Origin of the sequence: Candidatus Poriferisocius sp., assembly GCF_965208475.1 — a bacterium.
GTDB lineage: Bacteria > Actinomycetota > Acidimicrobiia > Acidimicrobiales > Bin134 > Poriferisocius.
In genome coordinates this window covers 1,776,320-1,797,703 of the sequence record NZ_OZ242338.1, presented here as the reverse complement: position 1 = coordinate 1,797,703, position 21,384 = coordinate 1,776,320, and the positions used below count along the sequence as shown (strand labels likewise).

The window sequence follows — 21,384 nt, the reverse complement described above, 5'->3', positions numbered from 1 at the left end:
AGATTGCGCCTCAGCGGCAGTTGCGTTCTGACCCGGTGGCTCGCAGTTCGCGCCTCAGCGGCAGCTATGTTCTGACCCGGTGGCTCGGTGATGAGGTTGAAGCGGGACTTCTACGCTCGCGATCCGCGGAATGTGGCTCCTGACCTGCTGAACAAGGTGCTGGTGGCCGGAGAATGCCGAGGCCGGATCGTGGAGGTGGAGGCCTACGCGGGCGCCGACGACCCTGGTAGCCACGGCTATCGGGGTATGACCCCCCGCACCGAGGTCATGTTCGGCCCTCCGGGGAAGCTGTACGTGTATTTCACCTACGGCATGCACTGGTGCGCCAACGTGGTGTGCGGCGCCGACGGGGAGTGCGCCGCGGTGCTGCTGCGAGCGCTGACCCCTCTGGCCGGCCTCGATGAGATGAGAGAGCGCCGGCCCAAGGCCCGCCGCGACCGGGACCTGTGCAGCGGGCCGGCCAAGCTCACCGCCGCGCTGGGCATCGACGGCACAGCCAACGGCGCCGATCTGGTGGTTGCCGATTCGGGAATCGAGCTGCTTGACGACGGGGTTGCGCCCTCCGCGCAGCCGGGTCGCTCGGTTCGCGTCGGGCTCAGCGCCGGCGCCGATCTCCCGTGGCGCTGGTACGTTCCTGGCTGCCCCGATCTTTCTCGGAGGGGATGATGAGCGGCGCAAGAGAGAAGGACTGGTTGGAAGCAGGGCACCCCTTGCTGGCGCCCACCAAAGACTTGGGCGTGGCCCGAGAGATGCTGACCGGGTTCGACGATGATCTGGGCGACCGCTACCGAACGCTGATCGACGACCATCCCGATGCCGCCGAGCGAACGTGCTGGCCCGGCCACCTCACCGGATCGGCGCTGGTCGTGGACGGCGCTGGGACGAACACCCTGCTGATGCTCCACGCCAAGCTCGGCCGCTGGCTTCAGCCGGGAGGCCACGCCGACGGCGATGCCAACCTGGCCGCGGTGGCATTGCAGGAGGCAACCGAGGAAACCGGCATTGAGAACCTGCTCATCTGGCCCCAGCCCCTGCATCTGGACATACACCAGGTGGATCCCCCCGGCGAGGACCCCCACCTGCACTACGACGTCAGGTTCCTGGTGCAGGCCCCAGCCGATGCCCAACCCCAGGGCAACCACGAGTCTCGGGGCTTGCGCTGGGTGCCGCTTCGGGGTCTTGGCGACTTCGGCTGCGACTCTGGCCTGGTGCAGCTTGGTGAAATTGGATCTGAGGCCCTGAAGACCCTTCCCCGGCTCTAGCCGATGTCCAGCGGGTCGCCGCAGGAGGGCATCCGATTGCGATCGGCGAAGGCGTCCAACAGGGCGTCAACCCCTTCTCCCCGCTCCACACTCACCCGGAACTGGCGGTCTTCTCCGGCCCTCAGGGCCTCGGCGTGGACCTGCCGGTCGCCGAGGTACTGGTCCCAGCTTCCCAGCCACAGCCCCAACAGCTCACCGTCATCGCCGCTAGGGGTTGAAACGGCCAAATCGGCAGTCATTTGCGCCAGCACATCGGTTGCAGTTTCGATCTGATCGGCTCGGTCGACCAAGTCCACCGCGTCGCGAGCTTGGGGAAGCCGGTCGAGCGCGTCCCGGGCCTCGGCGCATCGGGCCTCGGCACCGGCCACCCACTCCCGGTCTTGCAGGCGGTCGGGGTTCTCGTCGCCGAAAAGCAAGATCGTGGCCCCGATCCAGAACGCGGCGAATAGCACGACGACCGCGATTCCCACCACCCCGGCGACTCGTCGGCCCGTCACCTACTCATTCTCCCTCGGCGTTCTGCTCCCGTAGCATTCGCCCGGTGCTTGAAGAACTCGAATCCCGCGGCTTGGTGCAAGACACCACCGACCGAGATCTGCTGGACAAACGGCTGGGCGACGGCTCGGTCGGGGTGTACCACGGCATCGACCCTACGGCCAGCTCGCTGCACTTGGGCAACCTCATCGGGGTGCTGGTGCTGCGGAGGTTCCAAGAAGCCGGCCACCGGCCCATCGCCCTGGTGGGCGGGGCCACCGGCATGGTGGGCGATCCCAGCGGCCGATCTGATGAGCGAAATCTGCTGGACGACGACATCTTGGCCGCCAACCTGGCGGGCATCCGAGGGCAGCTTGAGAAGCTGCTGGACTTCGACGGCCACGCCGAGCTGGTCAACAACTACGACTGGACCCGCGACCTCACGCTGATCGAGTTCTTGCGGGATACCGGCAAGCACGCCACCGTGAACCAGATGGCGGCCAAGCACTCGGTGCGCAGCCGCATGGAGAGCGAATCGGGCATCTCCTACACCGAGTTCACCTACATGCTGTTGCAGGCCTACGACTTCTGGTGGTTGCACACCCACCACCACTGCGATCTCCAGATCGGCGGCTCCGACCAGTGGGGCAACATCACCGCCGGGGTGGATCTCATTCGCCGCCGCACAGGGACCCAGGCCCACGGCCTCACCTGGCCGCTTCTCACCCGGTCTGACGGCGCCAAATTCGGCAAGACGGCCGAGGGGGCGATCTGGCTCGATCCCCAGCGCACCAGTCCCTATCGGTTCCACCAGTACTTCATCCAGGTCTCCGACGAGGACGTGGAGCGCGGCCTGCTCCAGTTCACCATGCTTCCTGTGGGGGAGATCGCCGAGGTGGTTGAGGCCCATCAGCGCGATCCCGGACGGAGAGAGGCCCAGGGCATTCTGGCCAACGAGGTCACCTCGCTGGTCCACAGCCGGCCTGCCGCGGCTGCGGCCGAACAAGCAGCCCGAATCCTGTTCGGCTCTCCGGTGGACGATATCGACGAGGCCGCGTTGGATGCAGTAGCGGCCGAGGTGCCCACCTCCGATGTCCCCGACGGCGGGTTCGATGCTGCCTCAAACAGCTTCGACCTCGTGGAATTGCTGACTTCAACAGGGCTGGCCACCTCAAAGGGCGATGCTCGTCGGGGGCTGTCAGAGGGGTCGGTGTACGTTAACAATGAGCGGATTTCCGGCGAGGCGCCGGCGGTGGCTGCCGACCGCCTGCTGCACAGTCGCTACCTCCTGCTTCGGCGGGGCAAGCGCCGCCACCACCTTGTGCGAGTGCGGGGAAGCGAATCCCCGGGATGAGTTGACGTTGCCGGCCGAGGCCGGTAGCGTGACCATTCGCCTCTGAAACGGGTTTCCCCCGGGTTTCCCGCAGAGGCAGAGCACGGTCCGGTTTGTCTGGACCGATGCGGTTCTCCCGCAAGGGTCACCGCCTCACGCTCCTTGAAAACGGAAGAGAGGACGGAAAAGCCAGTGCGGGCGACGGCTTGGCGCACCTCGCGTCGAAGTCGTCGACCTAACACAATTCCAAGGAAACCAAGTCGGGAAGGGTTTCGGCCCTTTTGACTTTCCGAAATCGCTCCGTTTCGCCGAGGCAATTTAGCGAGACGAGCAACCGATTCGAAGGCAGTGATCCCCTTTGGGGCAGACCTGCTGGAGATTTTGACGGAGAGTTTGATCCTGGCTCAGGACGAACGCTGGCGGCGTGCCTAACACATGCAAGTCGAACGAGGTCGCCTTCGGGCAATGACCAAGTGGCGAACGGGTGCGTAACACGTGAGGAACCTGCCCCGAAGACTGGGACAACCACGGGAAACTGTGGCTAATACCAGATGCCCTCCGCCGATCGCATGATCGGCAGAGGAAATGCTCCGGCGCTTCGGGAGGGTCTCGCGGCCTATCAGCTTGTTGGTGAGGTAACGGCTCACCAAGGCATCGACGGGTAGCTGGTCTGAGAGGACGATCAGCCACACTGGGACTGAGACACGGCCCAGACTCCTGCGGGAGGCAGCAGTGGGGAATCTTGCGCAATGGGCGAAAGCCTGACGCAGCAACGCCGCGTGGGGGATGAAGGCCCTCGGGTTGTAAACCCCTTTCAGCAGGGACGAAATTGACGGTACCTGCAGAAGAAGCCCCGGCCAACTACGTGCCAGCAGCCGCGGTAACACGTAGGGGGCGAGCGTTGTCCGGAATTATTGGGCGTAAAGAGCTCGTAGGCGGTTTGGTAAGTCAGATGTGAAAGGTTAGGGCTCAACCCTAAGATTGCATCCGATACTGCTATGACTAGAGTCCGGTAGAGGAGTGTGGAATTCCTGGTGTAGCGGTGAAATGCGCAGATATCAGGAGGAACACCGACGGCGAAGGCAGCACTCTGGGCCGGTACTGACGCTGAGGAGCGAAAGCGTGGGTAGCAAACAGGATTAGATACCCTGGTAGTCCACGCCGTAAACGTTGGGCACTAGGTGTGGGGCCTTATCAACGGGTTCCGTGCCGTAGCTAACGCATTAAGTGCCCCGCCTGGGGAGTACGGCCGCAAGGCTAAAACTCAAAGGAATTGACGGGGGCCCGCACAAGCGGCGGAGCATGTTGCTTAATTCGAGGCAACGCGAAGAACCTTACCTGGGTTTGACATGTACGGAAAAGCCATAGAGATATGGTGTCCTTCGGGGCCGTACACAGGTGGTGCATGGCTGTCGTCAGCTCGTGTCGTGAGATGTTGGGTTAAGTCCCGCAACGAGCGCAACCCTCGTCCTATGTTGCCAGCACGTTAAGGTGGGGACTCGTAGGAGACCGCCGGGGTCAACTCGGAGGAAGGTGGGGACGACGTCAAGTCATCATGCCCCTTATATCCAGGGCTGCAAACATGCTACAATGGCCGGTACAACGGGCAGCGACACCGCGAGGTGAAGCGAATCCCTGAAAACCGGTCTCAGTTCGGATTGGAGTCTGCAACTCGACTCCATGAAGTCGGAGTCGCTAGTAATCCCGGATCAGCAACGCCGGGGTGAATACGTTCCCGGGCCTTGTACACACCGCCCGTCACACCACGAAAGTCGGCAACACCCGAAGTCAGTGGCCTAACTCTTATGAGGGGGAGCTGCCGAAGGTGGGGTTGGCGATTGGGGTGAAGTCGTAACAAGGTAGCCGTACCGGAAGGTGCGGCTGGATCACCTCCTTTCTAAGGAGTTCCGTTTCCGCTCGATAGGCCGAACGGCGTTATCGAGTTCGGACACTCCCAGTTGGTGCACTGGTTGCTCTTGTCCTCTCTTCCGTTTTGAGGGAGCGTGATATCCACGCTCGAGGCTCTGCCTAGACGGTCTAACTGTTGATTCGGCAACCTCCTGTGCTCTTTGAGAACTGCATAGCGAGCACGAGCATCTGATCGAAATTAGAGTTCTTCGATGTATGAATCTTCCAAGCTACGAAGAGCCAACGGTGGATGCCTTGGTGCCTACAACCGATGAAGGACGTGAGAGGCTGCGATAAGCCTCGGGGAGCTGCCGACTGAGCTTCGATCCGGGGATGTCCGAATGGGGAAACCTGATACCTGTAAAGGGGTATCACTCCGGTGTGAACACATAGCACCGGCAGAGGGAACCAGGTGAACTGAAACATCTAAGTAACCTGTAGGAAAGGAAAGCAACCGCGATTCCCTTAGTAGCGGCGAGCGAAATGGGAATAGCCTAAACCGTGCCGGTGGAATAGCCTGGTGGCGTTGCCGGTTCGGTGTTGTGGGGCCTCAGAGGAGGAGCGCCAGATCCTCCACGAAGTTACAAATGTGCGTGGTAGTGGAATCGTTCTGGAAAGGCGAGCCGCAGGGGGTAAGAGCCCCGTACACGAAACTGCTGCACACTTCGCTGAGTGTCCCCGAGTAGCGCCGTTGCCGTGTAATTCGGCGTGAATCTGCGAGGACCACCTCGTAAGGCTAAGTATATGTAGGCAACCGATAGTGAACTAGTACCGTGAGGGAAAGGTGAAAAGTACCCCGGGAGGGGAGTGAAATAGTACCTGAAACCGTTGGTTTACAAGCAGTCAGAGCGTCGTCTCAACCCGATGATCTTCGGATCGTCAATCTGAGATCGCGATGGCGTGCCTTTTGAAGAATGAGCCAACGAGTTACGGTATGTGGCGAGATTAACCTGTGAAGGGAAGTCGGAGCGAAAGCGAGTCTTAACTGGGCGTACAGTCGCATGCCGTAGACCCGAAGCCGGGTGATCTATTCATGGGCAGTGTGAAGCGGGGGTAAGACTCCGTGGAGGCGCGAACCGACCTAGGTTGAAAACTGGGCGGATGACCTGTGAATAGGGGTGAAAGGCCAAACAAACCCGGAGATAGCTGGTTCTCCGCGAAATGCATTTAGGTGCAGCGTTGTGCGTTCAACCATGGAGGTAGAGCACTGGATGGGCTAGGGGGCCGACAAGCTTACTGACCTCAGCCAAACTCCGAATGCCATGGTTCCAGAGCACAGCAGTGAGACCCCGGGGGATGAGCTTCGGGGTCGAAAGGGAAACAGCCCAGACCGCCAACTAAGGTCCCTAATTTCTAGCTAAGTGGTAAACGATGTGGGATTGCACAGACAGCCAAGAGGTTGGCTTAGAAGCAGCCATCCTTGAAAGAGTGCGTAACAGCTCACTGGTCGAGTGATCCTGCGCGGACAATGTAACGGGGCTAAAGCTAGAAACCGAAGTTGCGGATTTCTGCCATCAGGCAGGAGTGGTAGCGGAGCGTCGGGCTTGGAGTGAAGCGGCAGCGTGAGCTGCTGTGGACCGAGTCCGAGTGAGAATGTTGGTATGAGTAGCGAGAGAGGGGTGAGAAACCTTTCCGCCGAAAGCCCAAGGGTTCCTGGGGAAGGCTAATCCTCCCAGGGTGAGTCGGGAGCTAAGGCGAGGCCGACAGGCGTAGTCGATGCACAACCGGTTGATATTCCGGTACCGCTGTGAACGCGTCCAGGCTTAACTGGTGTTGCTAAGGGGATGCCTGTCCCGCAAAGGGGCAGGAGAAACCGACCCACACCGGAGCGGCCAGCAACGCGGGGACGCAGAGAGGTAGGTGAACCCAGGCGACGGTAGTTCCTGGGGTAAGCGTGTAGGGTGGGGCCCAGGTAAGTCCGGTCCCCATGAAGCCTGAGGCGTGATACCGAACCGCATGAGGTGAAGTCACTGATCCTGTACTGCCAAGAAAAGCCGCTAGCGAGCTTTCACGGCGCCCGTACCCCAAACCAACACAGGTGGGCAGGTAGAGAATACCAAGGCGATTGGGAGAACTATGGTTAAGGAACTCGGCAAATTACATCCGTAACTTTGGGATAAGGATGACCCCAGTAAAGTGATGGACTTCGCGTCCGGAGCTTGAGCGGGTGGCACAAACCAGGGGAAAGCGACTGTTTACTAAAAACACAGCAGCGTGCGAAGTCGTAAGACGCTGTATACGCTGTGACGCCTGCCCGGTGCTGGAAGGTTACGGGGAGGGGTTAGCCGCAAGGCGAAGCTCTGAACCTAAGCCCCAGTAAACGGCGGCCGTAACTATAACGGTCCTAAGGTAGCGAAATTCCTTGTCGGGTAAGTTCCGACCTGCACGAATGGCGTAACGACTTTCCCACTGTCTCAACCATAGACCCAGCGAAATTGAAGTACGAGTAAAGATGCTCGTTAGCTACAGAAGGACGGAAAGACCCCGTGGACCTTTACTACAGCTTGATATTGGTGTTTGGTATGTGTTGTGCAGGATAGGTGGGAGACTTGGAAGCATGGACGCTAGTCTGTGTGGAGTCAACCTTGAAATACCACTCTGCTCATGCTGGGCATCTAACTTAGGCCCGTTATCCGGGTTGAGGACAGTGTCAGGTGGGTAGTTTGACTGGGGCGGTCGCCTCCCAAAGAGTAACGGAGGCGCCCAAAGGTTCCCTCAGCCTGGTTGGCAATCAGGCGTCGAGTGTAATGGCACAAGGGAGCTTGACTGCGAGACCGACGGGTCGAGCAGAAACGAAAGTTGGGCATAGTGATCCGGCGGTTGCGTGTGGAAGCGCCGTCGCTCAACGGATAAAAGGTACCCCGGGGATAACAGGCTCATCTTCCCCAAGAGTCCATATCGACGGGAAGGTTTGGCACCTCGATGTCGGCTCATCGCATCCTGGGGCTGAAGCAGGTCCCAAGGGTTGGGCTGTTCGCCCATTAAAGCGGTACGCGAGCTGGGTTTAGAACGTCGTGAGACAGTTCGGTCCCTATCCTCTGTAGCCGAAGGTGATTTGAGGAAGGCTGTCCCTAGTACGAGAGGACCGGGACGGACGCAGCTCTCGTGTGCCAGTTGTCCTGCCAAGGGCATGGCTGGTTAGCGACCTGCGGAAAGGATAACCGCTGAAAGCATCTAAGTGGGAAGCCTGTTCCAAGATGAGATCACCCACCGGGTAAACCGGGTAAGGCCCGTGGCAGAACACCACGTTGATAGGCCGGAAGTGTACGCATGGCAACATGTTCAGCTGACCGGTACTAATCGGCCGAGGGCTTGGTTCTACATCATTAACTTGATTTCGAATCGATGCTCGTGCTCGCTGTGGAGTTCTTGAAGCACTGCCTCTTTGACAAGAACATAAAGGTTTCGGTGGCGATGGCGGTGGGGTCACACCCGTTCCCATTCCGAACACGGAAGTTAAGCCCACCAGCGCCGATGGTACTTGGGCGGAGACGCCCTGGGAGAGTAGGTCGCCGCCGGATTTCGCATAAAGTGGGGAGCCATTTGGCTCCCCACTTTCGTTAACCCTGATTGTTCATGGGGGTGTGGTGTTGGGGGGTGCGCGTCCGCGGAAAAGCCCCTCTGGTGTGGGACGATGTGTGTTGTTAGGCACGTTTTGGTTCCACAGAGAGGGGCATCTCCGGGATGCAGGTTAGCAGCACGCGCGATGTGAGGGTGGCGGGCGGCGGCGGTCAGGTGGCGGCGCATTCGGGTTTGTTCGCTTTGGGGCGTTTCGCCGATGGTTTGGGTCTGGGGGAGGCGTTGTCGGCGGCGGTGCCCCGGGGCGGGGAGCGGGCGCCGGTTCATGACCGGGGCAAGGTGCTGGCGCATTCGTTGTTGATGTTGGCCGGTGGCGGTGAGGCTTGCAGCGACATCGAGCATCTGCGGGCGCAGCCGGTGCTGTTCGGCGAGGTGGCTTCTGACTCGACTCTGTACCGGACGCTGCGCGGTTTGGGCCCCGGCGCGACAGAGGCTGTGTTGGGGGCGGTGGCCGGTGTGCGGGCCGGTGTGTGGGAGCGCCGCGGCGACGCTGCGGGCCCGGTGGTTTTGGACATCGACTCGACTTTGGTGGAGGTCCACTCCGAGAACAAGCAGCAAGCGGCTGCGCACTTCAAGGGCGGGTTCGGGTTCCACCCGATGCTGTGCGCCACAGACGAGGGGGAGCCTTTGTCGATAAAGCTGCGGGCGGGCAACGCCGCGGCCAACCACATCTTGGACCACATAGAGGTCATGGACGCCGCCATCGCGCAGCTGCCCGCCGCCGTCGCCAGGGGCCATCGCCCAGGCGACGGGCATGCGCCCTTGGGGGAGGTGCACCTGCGGGTCGACGCGGCGGGCTGCTCTGTCGGCATCGCCGAGGCCTGCCGGGACCGCAACATCGGGTTCTTCATGACAGCCCGCTCAAACTTCGAGGTCACAGCGGCGATAGACCGCGTCCGCTTCGACGCCGGGAAGTGGCAGCCGGCGCTCGGCGCCGACGGCGAGCCCTCGAGGCGGGCCCAGGTCGCCGACCTCACCGGCAGCGTCGATCTGGCCGGCTGGCCCGAGCGCACCCGCTTCATCGCCCGCCGAGAGCCGCTGCACCCCGGAGCGCAGCGCACCCTGTTCGACTCCGGCAACTGGCGCTACCGCGGGTTCTACACCGACGCCGCAGGCGACCCCGCCCAACTCGACGCCCACATGAGAGGCCACGCCCGCATTGAGAACACCATCTCAGACCTCAAAGACTCCGGCCTCAAACGCATGCCCTTCACCGACTTCGACGCCAACGCCGCCTGGACACAGCTCGTCGCGCTCAGCCTGGCTCTCGTGAGATGGTTCCAACAACTCCGCCTCACCGGACCCCTAGCCCAAGCAGCCCCCAAACGCCTCAGATGGCAGCTATGGCACGCACCCGCCCGCCTCGTCCGCTCCTCCCGCAAATGGACCCTGCGCCTGCTCGACTGGTGGCCCACAACCCCCCAACTCCTCCACGCCTGCCAACCCCACGGCCCATAGCCCCACGCCCCGCTCCCACCCCGACCCCGGCCCCAAACCCCGACCCGACGCGCCCCAAACCCCCCACCAGACCCCCCGACCACCAGAGGAATTCACCAACCCCCCAACCCCAACACCGAAACCACACGAAAACACACAAACCCCACCCGCCCAAAGAACAGAGCCCCCACGAAACCCGGGACTATTCAATTCTCATGAACAATCAGGGCTAATCGCTGCTAACGGCATCCGTCTCGGTAGACTCAGGCGGTGTCTTCTGGTGGAGGGTCTGCCCGCAAGCCTCCCAATCGCAGGAGGCCTCCTCAGCAGAGGACCCATCAGAGCAAGGGCAGATCCGGTCCGCCTAGAGGCCGAAAGACGGCAAATCGAGGGCCTGATGGGCGGGGTAGGTCTGATCGGCGGGATTCTGATGGGCGGGGTAGGTCTGATCGGCGGGATTCTGATGGGCGGGGTAGGTCTGATCGGCGGGATTCTGATGGCCGGGGTAGGTCTGATCGGCGGGATTCTGATGGGCGGGGTAGGTCTGATCGGCGGGATTCTGATGGGCGAGGTAGGTCTGATCGGCGGGATTCTGATGGGCGAGGTAGGTCTGATCGGCGGGGGCCTCCGCGCCGGGGAGGATCTGATCGCCGGAGACCGCAGAGCCGGGGAAGGACCGAGTCGCCCCCGCCCAAGGGGCCGAGGGGAATGGGATCTGTGGCCCGCAAGGGTGCGGCCAAGGTGGTGGAGCCGCCTCTAGAAACCGAGAAAGATGCACCTTCAGAGGTCGTCGAAGAAACTCCCGAGGAGGCTGAAGAGGCCCGTATGCGGGCCGAGCGCCGGGAGACACGCCAAGCCCGGACTAAGCAGCTGCGCGCCGAGGCCAAAGAAGCTGTACAGCGGGGCAACCTGAGCGAGGAGTCCGCCGGCCCGCCTAACAAGCGACAGCGGGGGCGAAGGCGCGCTCCGTTGCCCGAGGGTGGCCCGTCGCCCGAAGCCCAGGATATGGAAAGGGCGGTGGGGCGCAGAGATGCTCCTCGTTACCGGCAGCGGCTTGATCGAGCCGAGGCGGCCTATGAACAAGGCGATTACCACAAAGCGTGGGGAGCCTTGGACGGGATGGCCAAAGACGCTCCCCGCGTGCCCGAAGTGAGGGAGTTGACCGGCTTGACTCTCTACCGACTGGGGCGCTGGGAGTTGGCCGCCCGGGAGCTCGAGGCCTTCCGAGGGCTCACCGGTCGCCTCGACCTCCACCCCGTTCTGGCCGACTGCTATCGGGCCCAACAGAGGTGGGCCGATGTCGATGAGCTTTGGGCTGAGCTGAGGGCCTCCGGTGAGAGCGCTGCGGTGCTTGCTGAGGGGAGAATTGTGGCTGCTGGCGCGTTGGGCGATCGCGGTGACATCAACGAAGCGGTTCAACTGCTGTCTGCTGATTTCCAGCGTCCTCGACGGGCCGAAGAGCACCACTTGCGGCAGGCATATGCCCTAGCCGATCTGTACGAGCGAGCCGGCGAGATTCCCCGGGCGAGGGAGCTGTTCGGCTGGTTGGTTGGCCAGGATGAGCTCTACGTAGACGTGGCCGAGAGGCTGGCTTCTCTTCGGTAGCGAATACTCCCGGGTAATGCCCCCGAAGGTTTCGGAGCGCCGCTATCGTGAGGACGACCGGCGCCTGGTTCAAAGGAGAGGCAGATCGTGGACTTTGAAACACTGTTGGGCGACGAGGCCGAATCTCTCTTGTCGCACGAATCCAAGACCATCCCCCGAGACGACCTGCACCTCCCAGGCCCTGATTTCGTCGACCGGGTAATGGCCGCTACCGACCGCTCCCCCCAGGTGCTGCGCAATCTCCAATCCCTGTTCGACCACGGTCGGCTGGGCGGTACCGGTTACGTGTCCATCCTGCCGGTGGACCAGGGCATCGAGCACTCGGGAGCGGCCTCTTTCGCCCCCAACCCCCGGTACTTCGACCCTGCTGGCATTGTGGAACTGGCCTTGGAAGGGGGCTGCAACGCGGTTGCCTCAACCTTCGGCGTGCTGGGGGCCACATCCCGCCGCTTCGCCCACCGCATTCCCTTCATCGTGAAGCTCAACCACAACGAGCTGCTCACCTATCCCAACAAGTTCGACCAGGTGATGTTCGGGTCGGTGGAGCAGGCTTACGACCTGGGCGCCGCCGGCGTGGGGGCCACCATCTATTTCGGCTCTGATGAGTCCACTCGCCAGATCCAGGAGGTGGCCGAGGCCTTCCACCGGGCCCATGAGCTCGGAATGTTCACCGTTTTGTGGTGCTACCTGCGGAACTCCGGCTTCAAGGTGGACGGCGCCGACTATCACGCGGCGGCCGACCTCACTGCTCAGGCCAACCACATCGGGGTCACCATAGAGGCCGACATCATCAAGCAGAAGCTCCCCGAGAACAACGGCGGCTACACCGCCCTGGGGTTCGGCAAAACCCACCGGTTGGTGTATGACGAGTTGACCACCGACCACCCGATCGACCTAACCCGCTGGCAGGTGGCCAACTGCTACATGGGCCGCATCGGCCTCATCAACTCCGGAGGGGCGTCGTCTGGGGCCAGCGACATGGCCGAGGCCGTGCGCACCGCGGTCATAAACAAAAGGGCCGGCGGCCTGGGCCTCATCAGCGGCCGCAAAGCCTTCCAGCGCCCTGTCGCCGAGGGCGTGGAGCTTCTAAACGCCATCCAAGACGTCTACCTCTCCGACTCAGTTACCGTCGCGTAACCCCGGAGACTCCGCCACTCAGCGAATAAGAGCGAAAAGACGAATAAGAACGAAAAAACAAATCGGGGCGATGACGAGTTGCACGATGTGGACCGAGACGATGTGCGCAACGTCGCGTCCGCTGTTCAGATCGTCGCTCGCCGTCGTCAGAGGCCGATAGCCTTTGCTGCGGCTGCACTGCCATTCATTGAGGACACACATCTGGCCGATGCCAATATGACCTTCCTTCAGCGCTGCGCTCGAGCCCGGCTTGGCCCACTTGACGAGGAAGAGACAAGGGTGGCCCTGCGGCAACCCATCCTTGACAGCGGTAGCGCCATAGACGACGATGCCCTCGCTGAGGCTGCTGCATTGACACTCGGCTATCCCTACATGATCCAGCTTGTCGGTTTTCACGCCTGGCAGATGCGCGAAGATCCCAGCGCCCCCATCAACCTCGTCAACGTGCGGGCGGGAGCGGCAGAAGCCGAGTTGATCATGGTGGATCAGATAGCCGGACCCACATGGAATCGGCTGTCGCCAATGGACAGACGCTTTTTGATTGAGATGCTTCCTGACGAACCCGACTCATCCCTGGCCGATATCGCGACGAGACTGGGGCGCTCCCTCCAATATGCTCGCACCTACCGTCGGCGCCTGATCGCCGCCGGTGCAGTCAGGTCGTCTTCCAAGGGCAGAGTCCGCTTCCTACACCATGCGTTCCGGTCTCGGGCCGCGGCGGCGGTCCGGCAGGAGTGAGGATTGGGAGCGATCCGGTACCTTCGAAGCTGCTCGAAAAGTGTGCCGTCACAGTAGGGCTTGCTCTACGACTCTTCATACTGGTGACCGGACCCCGTTTTTGGCCACGTTGTCCGAACACAGGGGGTCACGCCAGAGCCGCAGGCCGATGTCGGTTTCGGTTTCTTCGGGTTGTATTAGGCGCTGGGTGCCGTCGGTGTTGAGGCGGACGGCGAGCTCGGCAACTCCGTGAGCATGGGCAGAGGATCGACTGGCAAGCCGATAACCGGCGCTCGGATACGGCTGCGGGCTGCCATGGCCGATTCCGGGTCGATGAGGATCTCGCTGGACAGTCCAAGCGGCTTCTGGCGAGGATGTGCCACTTGAGCGGGCGCGCTGGGTAGTCTCGGTTTCCGGCACCGCGCAAGCGAGGGGCCATCGGGGATCAAGGAGGATTCCGTGACTGACACCGTGCCGCGTACCGTCGGGACGCGCGAGCTGAGCCGGCTGGTGGTTCGATTCGCGGGTGACTCCGGCGATGGAATGCAGCTCACCGGCGACCGGTTCACCAGTGCCAGCGCGCTGTTCGGCAACGACCTGGCCACACTGCCGGAATTCCCCGCTGAGATCCGGGCGCCTCAGGGGACCCTGGCCGGCGTGTCGGCCTTCCAAGTTCAGGTATCCGACCACAACATCACCACACCGGGCGACGCTCCCAGCGTTCTGGTGGCCATGAACCCGGCGGCGCTGCGCAAGGAGTTGATCCACCTGGAGATGGGCGGGACGGTAATCGTCAACCAGGATGCCTTTGTGGAGCGCAACCTGGCCAAAGCCGGCTACGACAGCGACCCGCTGGAAGACGGCAGCCTCGACAACTACACGCTATTCAAGGTTCCGATGACCACCATCACCAAGGAGGTCTGCAAGGACTTGGGGGTGAAGCCCCGAGACGCCGAGCGGTCCAAGAACTTCTTCGCCCTGGGACTGCTCTCCTGGCTCTACAGCCGTCCGGCCCAGCCAACGCTGGATTGGATCTCGGCCAAGTTCAAGCGCCAGCAGCTCATCGCCGACGCCAACACCGCGGCGTTCAAGGCAGGCATGGCCTTCGGCGAGACCGCCGAGCTCTTCGACTTCACCTATGAGGTGAAGCCGGCCGCCCTGGCCCCGGGGACATACACCAACGTGAACGGCAACACCGCGCTGTCGTGGGGCCTGGTGGCCGCCAGCCAGCAGGCCAAGGTCCCCTTGTTTTTGGGCTCATATCCCATTACCCCGGCCAGCGACATCCTCCACGAGCTGAGCCAGCGCAAGAACTTCGGCGTGCGAACCCTTCAGGCCGAAGACGAGATCGCCGCGGTGTGCGCCGCGCTGGGAGCGTCTTTCGGCGGGCACTTGGGAATCACCACCACCAGCGGGCCGGGCGTCGCCCTCAAAGGCGAGACCATTGGGCTCGCGGTCAGCCTTGAGCTGCCCCTTTTGGTGATCAACATCCAGCGGGGCGGGCCTTCAACCGGGCTGCCGACCAAGACCGAGAGCGCCGACCTCATGCAGGCCATGTACGGGCGCCACGGCGAGTCGCCGGTGCCCATCGTGGCCGCCTACTCCCCGTCGCAGTGCTTCTTCGCCGCCATCGAGGCGGCTCGCATCGCCCTCAAGTACCGCACGCCGGTGATCTTGCTGTCCGACGGCTATCTAGCCAACGGCAGCGAGCCCTGGCTTTTGCCCGACGTGTCGACGCTGCCCGATTTGACGGTGGAGTTCGCCACCGGGCCCAACCACACCGAAGACGACGGCACCGAGGTGTACTGGCCCTACCTGCGCGACCCCGAGACCATGGCCCGCCCGTGGGCGGTTCCGGGCACTCCCGGCCTCACCCACCGCATCGGCGGCATCGAGAAGGAAGACGGCACCGGCAACATCAACTACGAGGCCGCCAACCACGGGTACATGGTGAAGCTGCGCGAGGAGCGCGTTGCCCACATTGCCAACGACATCCCCCTCACCATGCTTGACGGCGACACCGACGATGCCGATCTGCTGGTGCTGGGCTGGGGCTCCACGTGGGGAGCGATCACCAGCGCGGTCATGCGGGCCCGGGCCGAGGGGCGCAAGGTGGCCCATGCCCATGTCACCCATCTGAACCCGCTGCCCAGAGACTTGGGCGACATCGTGCGCCGCTACCCCAAGGTGCTGGTCCCGGAGATGAACCTGGGACAGTTCTGCCGCATCATCCGAGCCGAGTTCCTGGTCGATGCCCAATCGGTTTGCAAGGTGGAAGGGATACCCTTCACCGCCGCCGAGCTCCACTCGCACATCAACGGAGCCTTTGATGACTGACGTTCCCACCACCACCAAAGCCGACTGGACCAGCGACCAAGAAGTTCGCTGGTGCCCCGGCTGTGGGGACTACTCCATTTTGACCGCGGTTCAGATGCTGATGCCCGACCTCGGCGTGCGCCGGGAGGACACGGTGTTCGTCTCGGGGATCGGCTGCGCGGCCCGGTTCCCCTACTACATGAACACCTACGGGATGCACGGCATCCACGGGCGGGCCCCTGCTCTGGCCACCGGTTTGGCCATGGCCCGGCCCGAGCTTCACGTGTGGGTTGTGGGCGGGGACGGCGACATGCTGTCCATCGGAGGCAATCACCTTCTGCACGCCCTGCGCCGCAACGTGAACCTCAACATATTGTTGTTCAACAACCAGATCTACGGGCTGACCAAGGGCCAGTACTCGCCCACCAGCGAGATCGGCAAGGTCACCAAGTCCACCCCGGCGGGCAGCATCGACGAGCCCTTCAACCCCGTGTCGGTGGCCATCGGGGCCGAGGCCAGCTTCGTGGCCCGCACCCACGACATGGACCGCCAGCACATGATGGACATGTTCCGGCGGGCCCACGACTTTCCCGGCGCCTCATTCGTGGAGGTGTTCCAGAACTGCAACGTGTTCAACGACGGGGCGTTCGGGGCCATCACCAAAAAGGACAAGCGGGCGTCCATGCTCATACCGCTTGAGCACGGAAAGCCCATCCGCTTCGGCGAAGGCAACGAGAAGGGCGTGGTGATAAACCCCCTGGGCAGCGCCGAGGTGGTGAATGTGGCCGATGTCGGCGAGTCGGCTTTGCTGGTCCACGATGAGACCCGCCAGGACCCCAGCCTGGCCTTCGCCCTCTCCCGGCTCTCAGCCGGCCCCTTCGAGCCCACTCCCATCGGGGTGTACCGGGCGGTTGAGCGGGCAGAGTACGCCGGCGAGGCCAGCAAGCAGCTCGCCATGGCCCAGGAACAGTCTGGCCCCGGCGACCTTGAGGCCTTGCTCCATTCCCGACCCACCTGGGAAGTCTCCTGAGCAACCCTCACCCTTCGTCCGGTCATCGCGCCCTTCGGGGTTGGGTGCTCGATCTGGACGGAGTGATCTGGGTAGGCGGAACCCCGGTGCCCGGTGCCGCGGAGGCCGTCGAGCGCTTGCAGCGATCAAGCGCCCCCGTGGTGTTCGTCACCAACATGTCTGCGCTGACGGTGGCCGACCAGGAGGCCAAGCTGGCCGGCTGCGGGATCGACGCCGCCGGATCGGTGATCACCTCGGCCACCGCGGCGGGCCGGCTCATCAACCCCGGCGAGCGGGTGCTGGTGGTGGGGGGTCCCGGCATCGACGAGGCGGTGGAGTTGGCGAACGCCGAGGTCTGCACCTCGGGCCCTGCTGAAGCGGTGGTTGTGGGCATGGATCCCGGATTCGACTACGACACCCTCAGCCGGGCCATGCGAGCGGTGCGCGGCGGCGCTCGGCTAATCGGCACCAACCACGACCCCAGCTACCCCACCGAGCGCGGTCTGGAGCCGGGGGGCGGGTCTCTCCTCGCCGCGGTGGCGACCGCCGCCGAGGCGGTGCCCACCATGGCGGGCAAGCCCAACCAGCCCATCGTGGATTGCGTGCGCAGCAGAATCGGCGAATCCGGTGTGGTGGTGGGGGACCGGCCCGATTCAGACGGCCTATTCGCTCAGGCACTGGGCTATGAGTTCGCCCTCGTGCTGAGCGGGGTGGTCGGCGAAGACGACCTGCCGGTGACCCCGGAACCGCAACACTGTGCTTCCGATCTGGCTGCCTTGGTCGATCAGATGGGTGTAGAACCGGTGGGATGAAAGCGTCGCGCCGGAGGCTGGACGTAGAGCTGATCCGCCGCGGCTTGGTTGCGAGCCGGGATCGGGCCCGAGAGGCAGTGGCCTCGGGCCGGGTCACGGTGAACGGGGCGGTGGCCCAAAAGGCGGCTCGTCTAGTGTTGCCCGGCGACGCCGTGGAGGTGTCGGGCCCTCCGAACCGACATGTGAGCCGGGGCGGAGAGAAGTTGGAGGGCGCGCTGGCGGCATTCAATCTGGATGTCGTCGGGATGCGGTGCTGTGACGTGGGTGCGTCCACCGGCGGGTTCACCGACTGCCTGCTGCAAAACGGCGCCGCCGGTGTTGTGGCCGTTGATGTGGGCCGGGCCCAGATGCACGAGCGTCTGACTGGCGACTCCCGGGTGACCGTCTACGAGCGCACGGACGTCCGCGAAGTCGAGCCAGTGGCCATCGGGTCACCATTTGACCTGGTGACCGCCGATGTGTCCTTCATCTCCCTGACTTCGGTTATGACATCTTTGGCCGAACTGGCCGCACCAAGTGCTCCAGTAGTGGTATTGGTCAAACCCCAGTTCGAAGTGGGACGACTGGAGGCCAGCCGGGGTCGGGGCGTTATCCGCGACCCCGAGCTATGGCAGGCCGCGCTCGACCGGGCGACAGAGTCGGCAATCCTTGCGGGCCTCGCCCCCCAAGCCGCCATTCCGTCCCCGTTGAAGGGCGCCCAGGGAAACGTCGAGTTCTTTCTACATCTGAAAAAGGGCGGCGTGCCTTCAACGGTGGATTCTGCCCAACTGGCGGCCGAAGTTGTCACCAACGGCGGATAACCTGACCGCCGTAGCATTCGCTGCCGAGCTTCCCCCCAACCTGAAGAGCCGGTGGCTGATTCATGAAGAAGCAGGCTTTGATGCGGCGTCTTCGCGGGATTGCGAGGGATAGGAACGTCGATCTGCGACTGTTGAGGCAGGGACGGCATGAGGTTTGGCAATTCGGGGAGGAGCGGCTGGTGATCCCTCGTCATTCGGAAATCGATGAGCACACGGCGAGAGGTATATTGAGACGAGCACAGGAGTCGTCCGGGAGCAGCAATGGCTGACATTCCAACCCCAGGTAGCACGTTCAGGGTGGTAGCCCGCGAAGGTGACGAATGGTGGGGCATCCAAGTGCGAGAGCTGGATTGGGTATTCTCCCAAGCCCACCGCCTCCATGATGTGGAGGAAGCCGTTCGGGATGCCATAGCTGCATATTTCGATGTGCCCGCCAGCGAAGTGGGTCCCATTGTGATCGACGAGGTGATAGCAGCTGGCACTAGCTTCTCCCCGAGCGGCATCCAGCCGGTTGCTTCGTAGCTCTATGGCTGCAATTGCCCTTTTTGTTCACGCTGACCGGCCGGAAGCCCTGAAGTTGGCAGCCGACCTGATCGACCGTTTGGACGGCGACGGTCATCAAGTTCGCCTAGCGCTCGAGTCTGCTGAGGCGGTGGGCCGCACCGACCTTGCCCATCTAGATGAACACATCGGCGAGAAGTTGGACTTGGCGGTGAGCTTGGGGGGAGACGGCTCAATGCTTCGGGCGGTCACCTCGGTAGCCGATGAAGGGGTGCCAGTGCTAGGGGTCAACTACGGCTCACTGGGCTACCTCACCGGCGTTCAGCCGGAAGCCGCCCCAAAAGCAATTGAGCAGTTTCTGGCCGGGGACTACATCATCGAAGAGCGCATCCGGCTGCGTTGTCGACTGGGAGACGGCACCGAGGTGAGCGCTCTTAATGAGGCCATCGTGGAAAAAGTGGACAGCGGCCGCACCGTCAATCTGGCCGTCCACATAGACGGAGAGTTCTTCACCAGCTACGCCGCCGATGGGTTGATCGCGTCCACTCCTACCGGTTCGACGGCCTACTCCTTGTCGGCAGGTGGACCCATCTTGGCCCCGACCATGCACGCGGTGATCTTGACCCCGGTGGCTCCCCACACGCTGTTCGATCGCAGCCTGGTGTTGCTTCCGTCCAGCGAGCTGGTTATCGAGGTGCTGGGCGACCGTCCGGCCGCGGTGGCAGTGGACGGCCGCTCGCTGGGGGAGCTGGGGGATGGAGGTTGCCTTACCGTCTCGGTTTCCGAAAAGCCCGCACGCCTCGTAGCTCTCGGCCAACGAGGGTTCCACCAAGCCCTCAAGTCTTCCTTCGGCTTGTCCGACCGCTAACCGGGATCCGAGACAGTGTTGACTGAGCTGGCCGTAGAGAACCTGGGGGTCATTGAGCGGCTCAATCTGGTGCTGGGCCCGGGCATGACCGCGCTGACCGGGGAGACGGGGGCGGGAAAAACCCTGGTGGTGACCGCTGTTGACCTGCTCTTGGGCGGCAGGGCCGACCCCCAACTGGTGCGGTTCGGCGCCGATGAGGCCACCGTCGAAGGCCGGTTCGACCACCAAGGGGAGGAGGTCGTGCTTCGGCGGGTGGTGCCCGCCGACGGTCGGGCTCGGGCCTACGTAGACGGTCGGTTGGCGTCGGCTGCCACCTTGTCGGAGTTGGGACGGGAGATGGTGGATCTGCACGGCCAGCACGCCCACCAGTCGCTGTTGCGCCGCGTCCATCAACGGGCCGCGCTGGATCGATTCGGCGATGTGGACTTGGCGCCCCTCATGGAGGCTCGGGCCGCGCTGGCCGATCTGAATCGCCGGCGAGCCGAGTTGGGTGGTGACGAGCGATCTAGGGCTCGGGAAATCGAGTTATGCCGTTTTCAGCTGTCCGAGCTTGATCAGGCTGGCCTGGAAGACCCTGAAGAGGGAGAGGCGCTCAAGGCCGAGGAGGCCGCGCTGGCCGACGCTGCGGCTAGCCGGGATGCGGCCCGCCAGGCTGCTTCGATCTTGGGCACCGACGGAGCAGTCGGTGCCGGGCTGGCTCGGATCACCGCATCGTTGGAGAGCCGCCCGCCATTGGAGAGCCATCACGAGCGGCTGGTTGGCCTGGCCGCCGAGGCAGCCGACCTGTCGACCGAGTTGCGCCGAGCGTCCGAGTCGATCGACGAGAATCCGGCTCGTCTGGCTGAGATCCGACAGCGCCGGGAGCTGATCGTGGATCTCCGCCGCAAGTACGGGGAGACCTTGGCCGAGGTCATGGAGTTCCACAGCGGTCTTTCGGCTCGCCTCGCAGAACTGGAGGACTTCGACCGTTTGGCCAAAGATCTGGATGGGGAGCATCAGCGGCGTACTGCGACCGCGGCCGAAGCCGGGACCGCAGTGGGCGCGGCTCGGCGGCAGGCGTCCCAAGGGTTGGGCCAAGAAGTTACGTCCCACCTGAGAGAGTTGGCCATGGCCCGGGCCGAGGTGCAGGTGGCCGTGGGCGGCGACCCCGGCGACGAGGTGGACATCTTGTTGGCCGCCAACAGCGGCGCGCCCGGCCTGCCGCTCACGTCGGCCGCATCAGGGGGAGAGCTGGCCCGGGTCATGCTGGCCCTGCGCCTGGTGATCAGCGCCGGTCCTCCGGTGCTGGTGTTCGACGAGGTGGACGCCGGCATCGGCGGCCAAGTGGCCCAGACCGTGGGCCGGGCGCTTTCCCGCCTGGCTGCCGATCACCAGGTGCTGGTGGTCACCCACTTGCCCCAAGTAGCCGCCTGCGCCGACCGCCAGGTGAGCATCGCCAAACACGACGATGGTGCTTCTACCACGGTGTTGGCAGAGCCTTTGGAAGGCGAGGACCGGATCGTCGAATTGTCCCGCATGCTCTCAGGCTCGCCCGACAGCGACAGCGCCCGCCGCCACGCTTCCGAGCTCTTGGACGTGTCCAAGAGCGGCGGTTATGCGCAATAGCCGGATTGCGGGTCCGCAAGT

General features: G+C 63.3%; 17 protein-coding genes and 3 rRNA genes. 18 read left to right on the top strand and 2 right to left on the bottom strand.

Annotated elements, in window-relative coordinates:
• The first annotated feature begins 90 nt into the window (after positions 1–90).
• Positions 91–666 (top strand): DNA-3-methyladenine glycosylase, encoded by a 576-nt coding sequence (locus tag ACOGXA_RS08435; RefSeq protein WP_419926814.1) that lies wholly within the window; start codon positions 91–93, stop codon positions 664–666.
• Entirely contained in the window at positions 666–1,262 is a 597-nt protein-coding gene (locus tag ACOGXA_RS08430) for an NUDIX hydrolase (protein WP_419926813.1), read from the top strand. Before ACOGXA_RS08435 ends, ACOGXA_RS08430 begins: the two co-directional genes overlap by 1 nt.
• Here the strand turns inward: ACOGXA_RS08430 and ACOGXA_RS08425 are convergent.
• The gene (locus tag ACOGXA_RS08425; RefSeq protein WP_419926812.1) at positions 1,259–1,759 is read right to left on the bottom strand and encodes a hypothetical protein; all 501 of its coding nucleotides are present in this window, start codon (positions 1,757–1,759) and stop codon (positions 1,259–1,261) included. The genes ACOGXA_RS08430 and ACOGXA_RS08425 overlap by 4 nt on opposite strands.
• A gap of 44 nt (positions 1,760–1,803) precedes the next feature.
• Between ACOGXA_RS08425 and tyrS the strand changes: the two genes are divergently transcribed.
• The 8 genes from tyrS to ACOGXA_RS08385 all read left to right on the top strand — a co-directional run bounded on the left by tyrS (position 1,804) and on the right by ACOGXA_RS08385 (position 12,735).
• Positions 1,804–3,090 carry a tyrosine--tRNA ligase gene (gene tyrS, locus ACOGXA_RS08420; RefSeq protein ID WP_419926811.1) on the top strand — a complete coding sequence of 429 codons (1,287 nt, stop codon included), beginning with the start codon at positions 1,804–1,806 and terminating at the stop codon, positions 3,088–3,090.
• 360 nt (positions 3,091–3,450) lie between these two features.
• Positions 3,451–4,966: ribosomal RNA gene (locus ACOGXA_RS08415) — 16S ribosomal RNA — on the top strand.
• Positions 4,967–5,200: 234 nt separating this feature from the next.
• A 23S ribosomal RNA gene (locus tag ACOGXA_RS08410) occupies positions 5,201–8,297 on the top strand.
• A gap of 84 nt (positions 8,298–8,381) precedes the next feature.
• Positions 8,382–8,498: ribosomal RNA gene (gene rrf, locus ACOGXA_RS08405) — 5S ribosomal RNA — on the top strand.
• The 16S, 23S and 5S rRNA genes sit together here, the layout of an rRNA operon.
• A gap of 163 nt (positions 8,499–8,661) precedes the next feature.
• The gene (locus ACOGXA_RS08400) at positions 8,662–10,014 is read left to right on the top strand and encodes an IS1380 family transposase (RefSeq protein WP_419924313.1); all 1,353 of its coding nucleotides are present in this window, start codon (positions 8,662–8,664) and stop codon (positions 10,012–10,014) included.
• 376 nt (positions 10,015–10,390) lie between these two features.
• Positions 10,391–10,753, top strand: a complete 363-nt coding sequence (locus ACOGXA_RS08395) for a hypothetical protein (RefSeq protein ID WP_419926810.1) — start codon at positions 10,391–10,393, stop codon at positions 10,751–10,753.
• Entirely contained in the window at positions 10,702–11,598 is an 897-nt protein-coding gene (locus ACOGXA_RS08390) for a tetratricopeptide repeat protein (protein ID WP_419926809.1), read from the top strand. The genes ACOGXA_RS08395 and ACOGXA_RS08390 overlap by 52 nt, the downstream gene beginning before the upstream one ends.
• Before the next feature lie 87 nt (positions 11,599–11,685).
• Positions 11,686–12,735: a class I fructose-bisphosphate aldolase gene (locus ACOGXA_RS08385; RefSeq protein WP_419926808.1), complete on the top strand. Its 1,050-nt coding sequence runs from the start codon at positions 11,686–11,688 to the stop codon at positions 12,733–12,735.
• 18 nt (positions 12,736–12,753) lie between these two features.
• Here ACOGXA_RS08385 and ACOGXA_RS08380 read toward each other — a convergent pair whose 3' ends face one another.
• Positions 12,754–13,131 carry a hypothetical protein gene (locus ACOGXA_RS08380; protein ID WP_419926807.1) on the bottom strand — a complete coding sequence of 126 codons (378 nt, stop codon included), beginning with the start codon at positions 13,129–13,131 and terminating at the stop codon, positions 12,754–12,756.
• 9 nt (positions 13,132–13,140) lie between these two features.
• On the opposite strand from ACOGXA_RS08380, the gene ACOGXA_RS08375 reads away from it, so the two are divergent.
• The 8 genes from ACOGXA_RS08375 to recN all read left to right on the top strand — a co-directional run bounded on the left by ACOGXA_RS08375 (position 13,141) and on the right by recN (position 21,363).
• Positions 13,141–13,473, top strand: a complete 333-nt coding sequence (locus tag ACOGXA_RS08375; RefSeq protein ID WP_419926806.1) for a hypothetical protein — start codon at positions 13,141–13,143, stop codon at positions 13,471–13,473.
• Between the two features lie 423 nt (positions 13,474–13,896).
• The gene (locus tag ACOGXA_RS08370; protein ID WP_419926959.1) at positions 13,897–15,789 is read left to right on the top strand and encodes a 2-oxoacid:acceptor oxidoreductase subunit alpha; all 1,893 of its coding nucleotides are present in this window, start codon (positions 13,897–13,899) and stop codon (positions 15,787–15,789) included.
• Positions 15,782–16,798, top strand: a complete 1,017-nt coding sequence (locus tag ACOGXA_RS08365; protein WP_419926805.1) for a 2-oxoacid:ferredoxin oxidoreductase subunit beta — start codon at positions 15,782–15,784, stop codon at positions 16,796–16,798. Before ACOGXA_RS08370 ends, ACOGXA_RS08365 begins: the two co-directional genes overlap by 8 nt.
• A gap of 44 nt (positions 16,799–16,842) precedes the next feature.
• Complete coding sequence (locus ACOGXA_RS08360; RefSeq protein WP_419926804.1) at positions 16,843–17,589, top strand: HAD-IIA family hydrolase; 747 nt, start codon at positions 16,843–16,845, stop codon at positions 17,587–17,589.
• On the top strand, positions 17,586–18,389 hold the full coding sequence (locus tag ACOGXA_RS08355; protein ID WP_419926803.1) for a TlyA family RNA methyltransferase: 804 nt from the start codon (positions 17,586–17,588) through the stop codon (positions 18,387–18,389). The genes ACOGXA_RS08360 and ACOGXA_RS08355 overlap by 4 nt, the downstream gene beginning before the upstream one ends.
• Positions 18,390–18,650: 261 nt before the next feature.
• Complete coding sequence (locus tag ACOGXA_RS08350) at positions 18,651–18,911, top strand: hypothetical protein (protein WP_419926802.1); 261 nt, start codon at positions 18,651–18,653, stop codon at positions 18,909–18,911.
• Positions 18,912–18,915: 4 nt separating this feature from the next.
• Positions 18,916–19,758 carry an NAD(+)/NADH kinase gene (locus ACOGXA_RS08345; protein WP_419926801.1) on the top strand — a complete coding sequence of 281 codons (843 nt, stop codon included), beginning with the start codon at positions 18,916–18,918 and terminating at the stop codon, positions 19,756–19,758.
• 15 nt (positions 19,759–19,773) lie between these two features.
• Positions 19,774–21,363: a DNA repair protein RecN gene (gene recN / locus ACOGXA_RS08340; protein WP_419926800.1), complete on the top strand. Its 1,590-nt coding sequence runs from the start codon at positions 19,774–19,776 to the stop codon at positions 21,361–21,363.
• Positions 21,364–21,384: the final 21 nt, after the last annotated feature.

Coding starts and splice junctions, on each gene's coding strand:
- ACOGXA_RS08400 (WP_419924313.1), top strand. CDS start 8,662: ATGCAGGTTAGCAGCACGCGCGATGTGAGGGTGGCGGGCGGCGGCGGT.
- ACOGXA_RS08395 (WP_419926810.1), top strand. CDS start 10,391: ATGGGCGGGGTAGGTCTGATCGGCGGGATTCTGATGGGCGGGGTAGGT.
- ACOGXA_RS08430 (WP_419926813.1), top strand. CDS start 666: ATGAGCGGCGCAAGAGAGAAGGACTGGTTGGAAGCAGGGCACCCCTTG.
- ACOGXA_RS08355 (WP_419926803.1), top strand. CDS start 17,586: ATGAAAGCGTCGCGCCGGAGGCTGGACGTAGAGCTGATCCGCCGCGGC.
- ACOGXA_RS08365 (WP_419926805.1), top strand. CDS start 15,782: ATGACTGACGTTCCCACCACCACCAAAGCCGACTGGACCAGCGACCAA.
- ACOGXA_RS08390 (WP_419926809.1), top strand. CDS start 10,702: ATGGGATCTGTGGCCCGCAAGGGTGCGGCCAAGGTGGTGGAGCCGCCT.
- ACOGXA_RS08375 (WP_419926806.1), top strand. CDS start 13,141: ATGCGCGAAGATCCCAGCGCCCCCATCAACCTCGTCAACGTGCGGGCG.
- ACOGXA_RS08345 (WP_419926801.1), top strand. CDS start 18,916: ATGGCTGCAATTGCCCTTTTTGTTCACGCTGACCGGCCGGAAGCCCTG.
- ACOGXA_RS08350 (WP_419926802.1), top strand. CDS start 18,651: ATGGCTGACATTCCAACCCCAGGTAGCACGTTCAGGGTGGTAGCCCGC.
- ACOGXA_RS08435 (WP_419926814.1), top strand. CDS start 91: ATGAGGTTGAAGCGGGACTTCTACGCTCGCGATCCGCGGAATGTGGCT.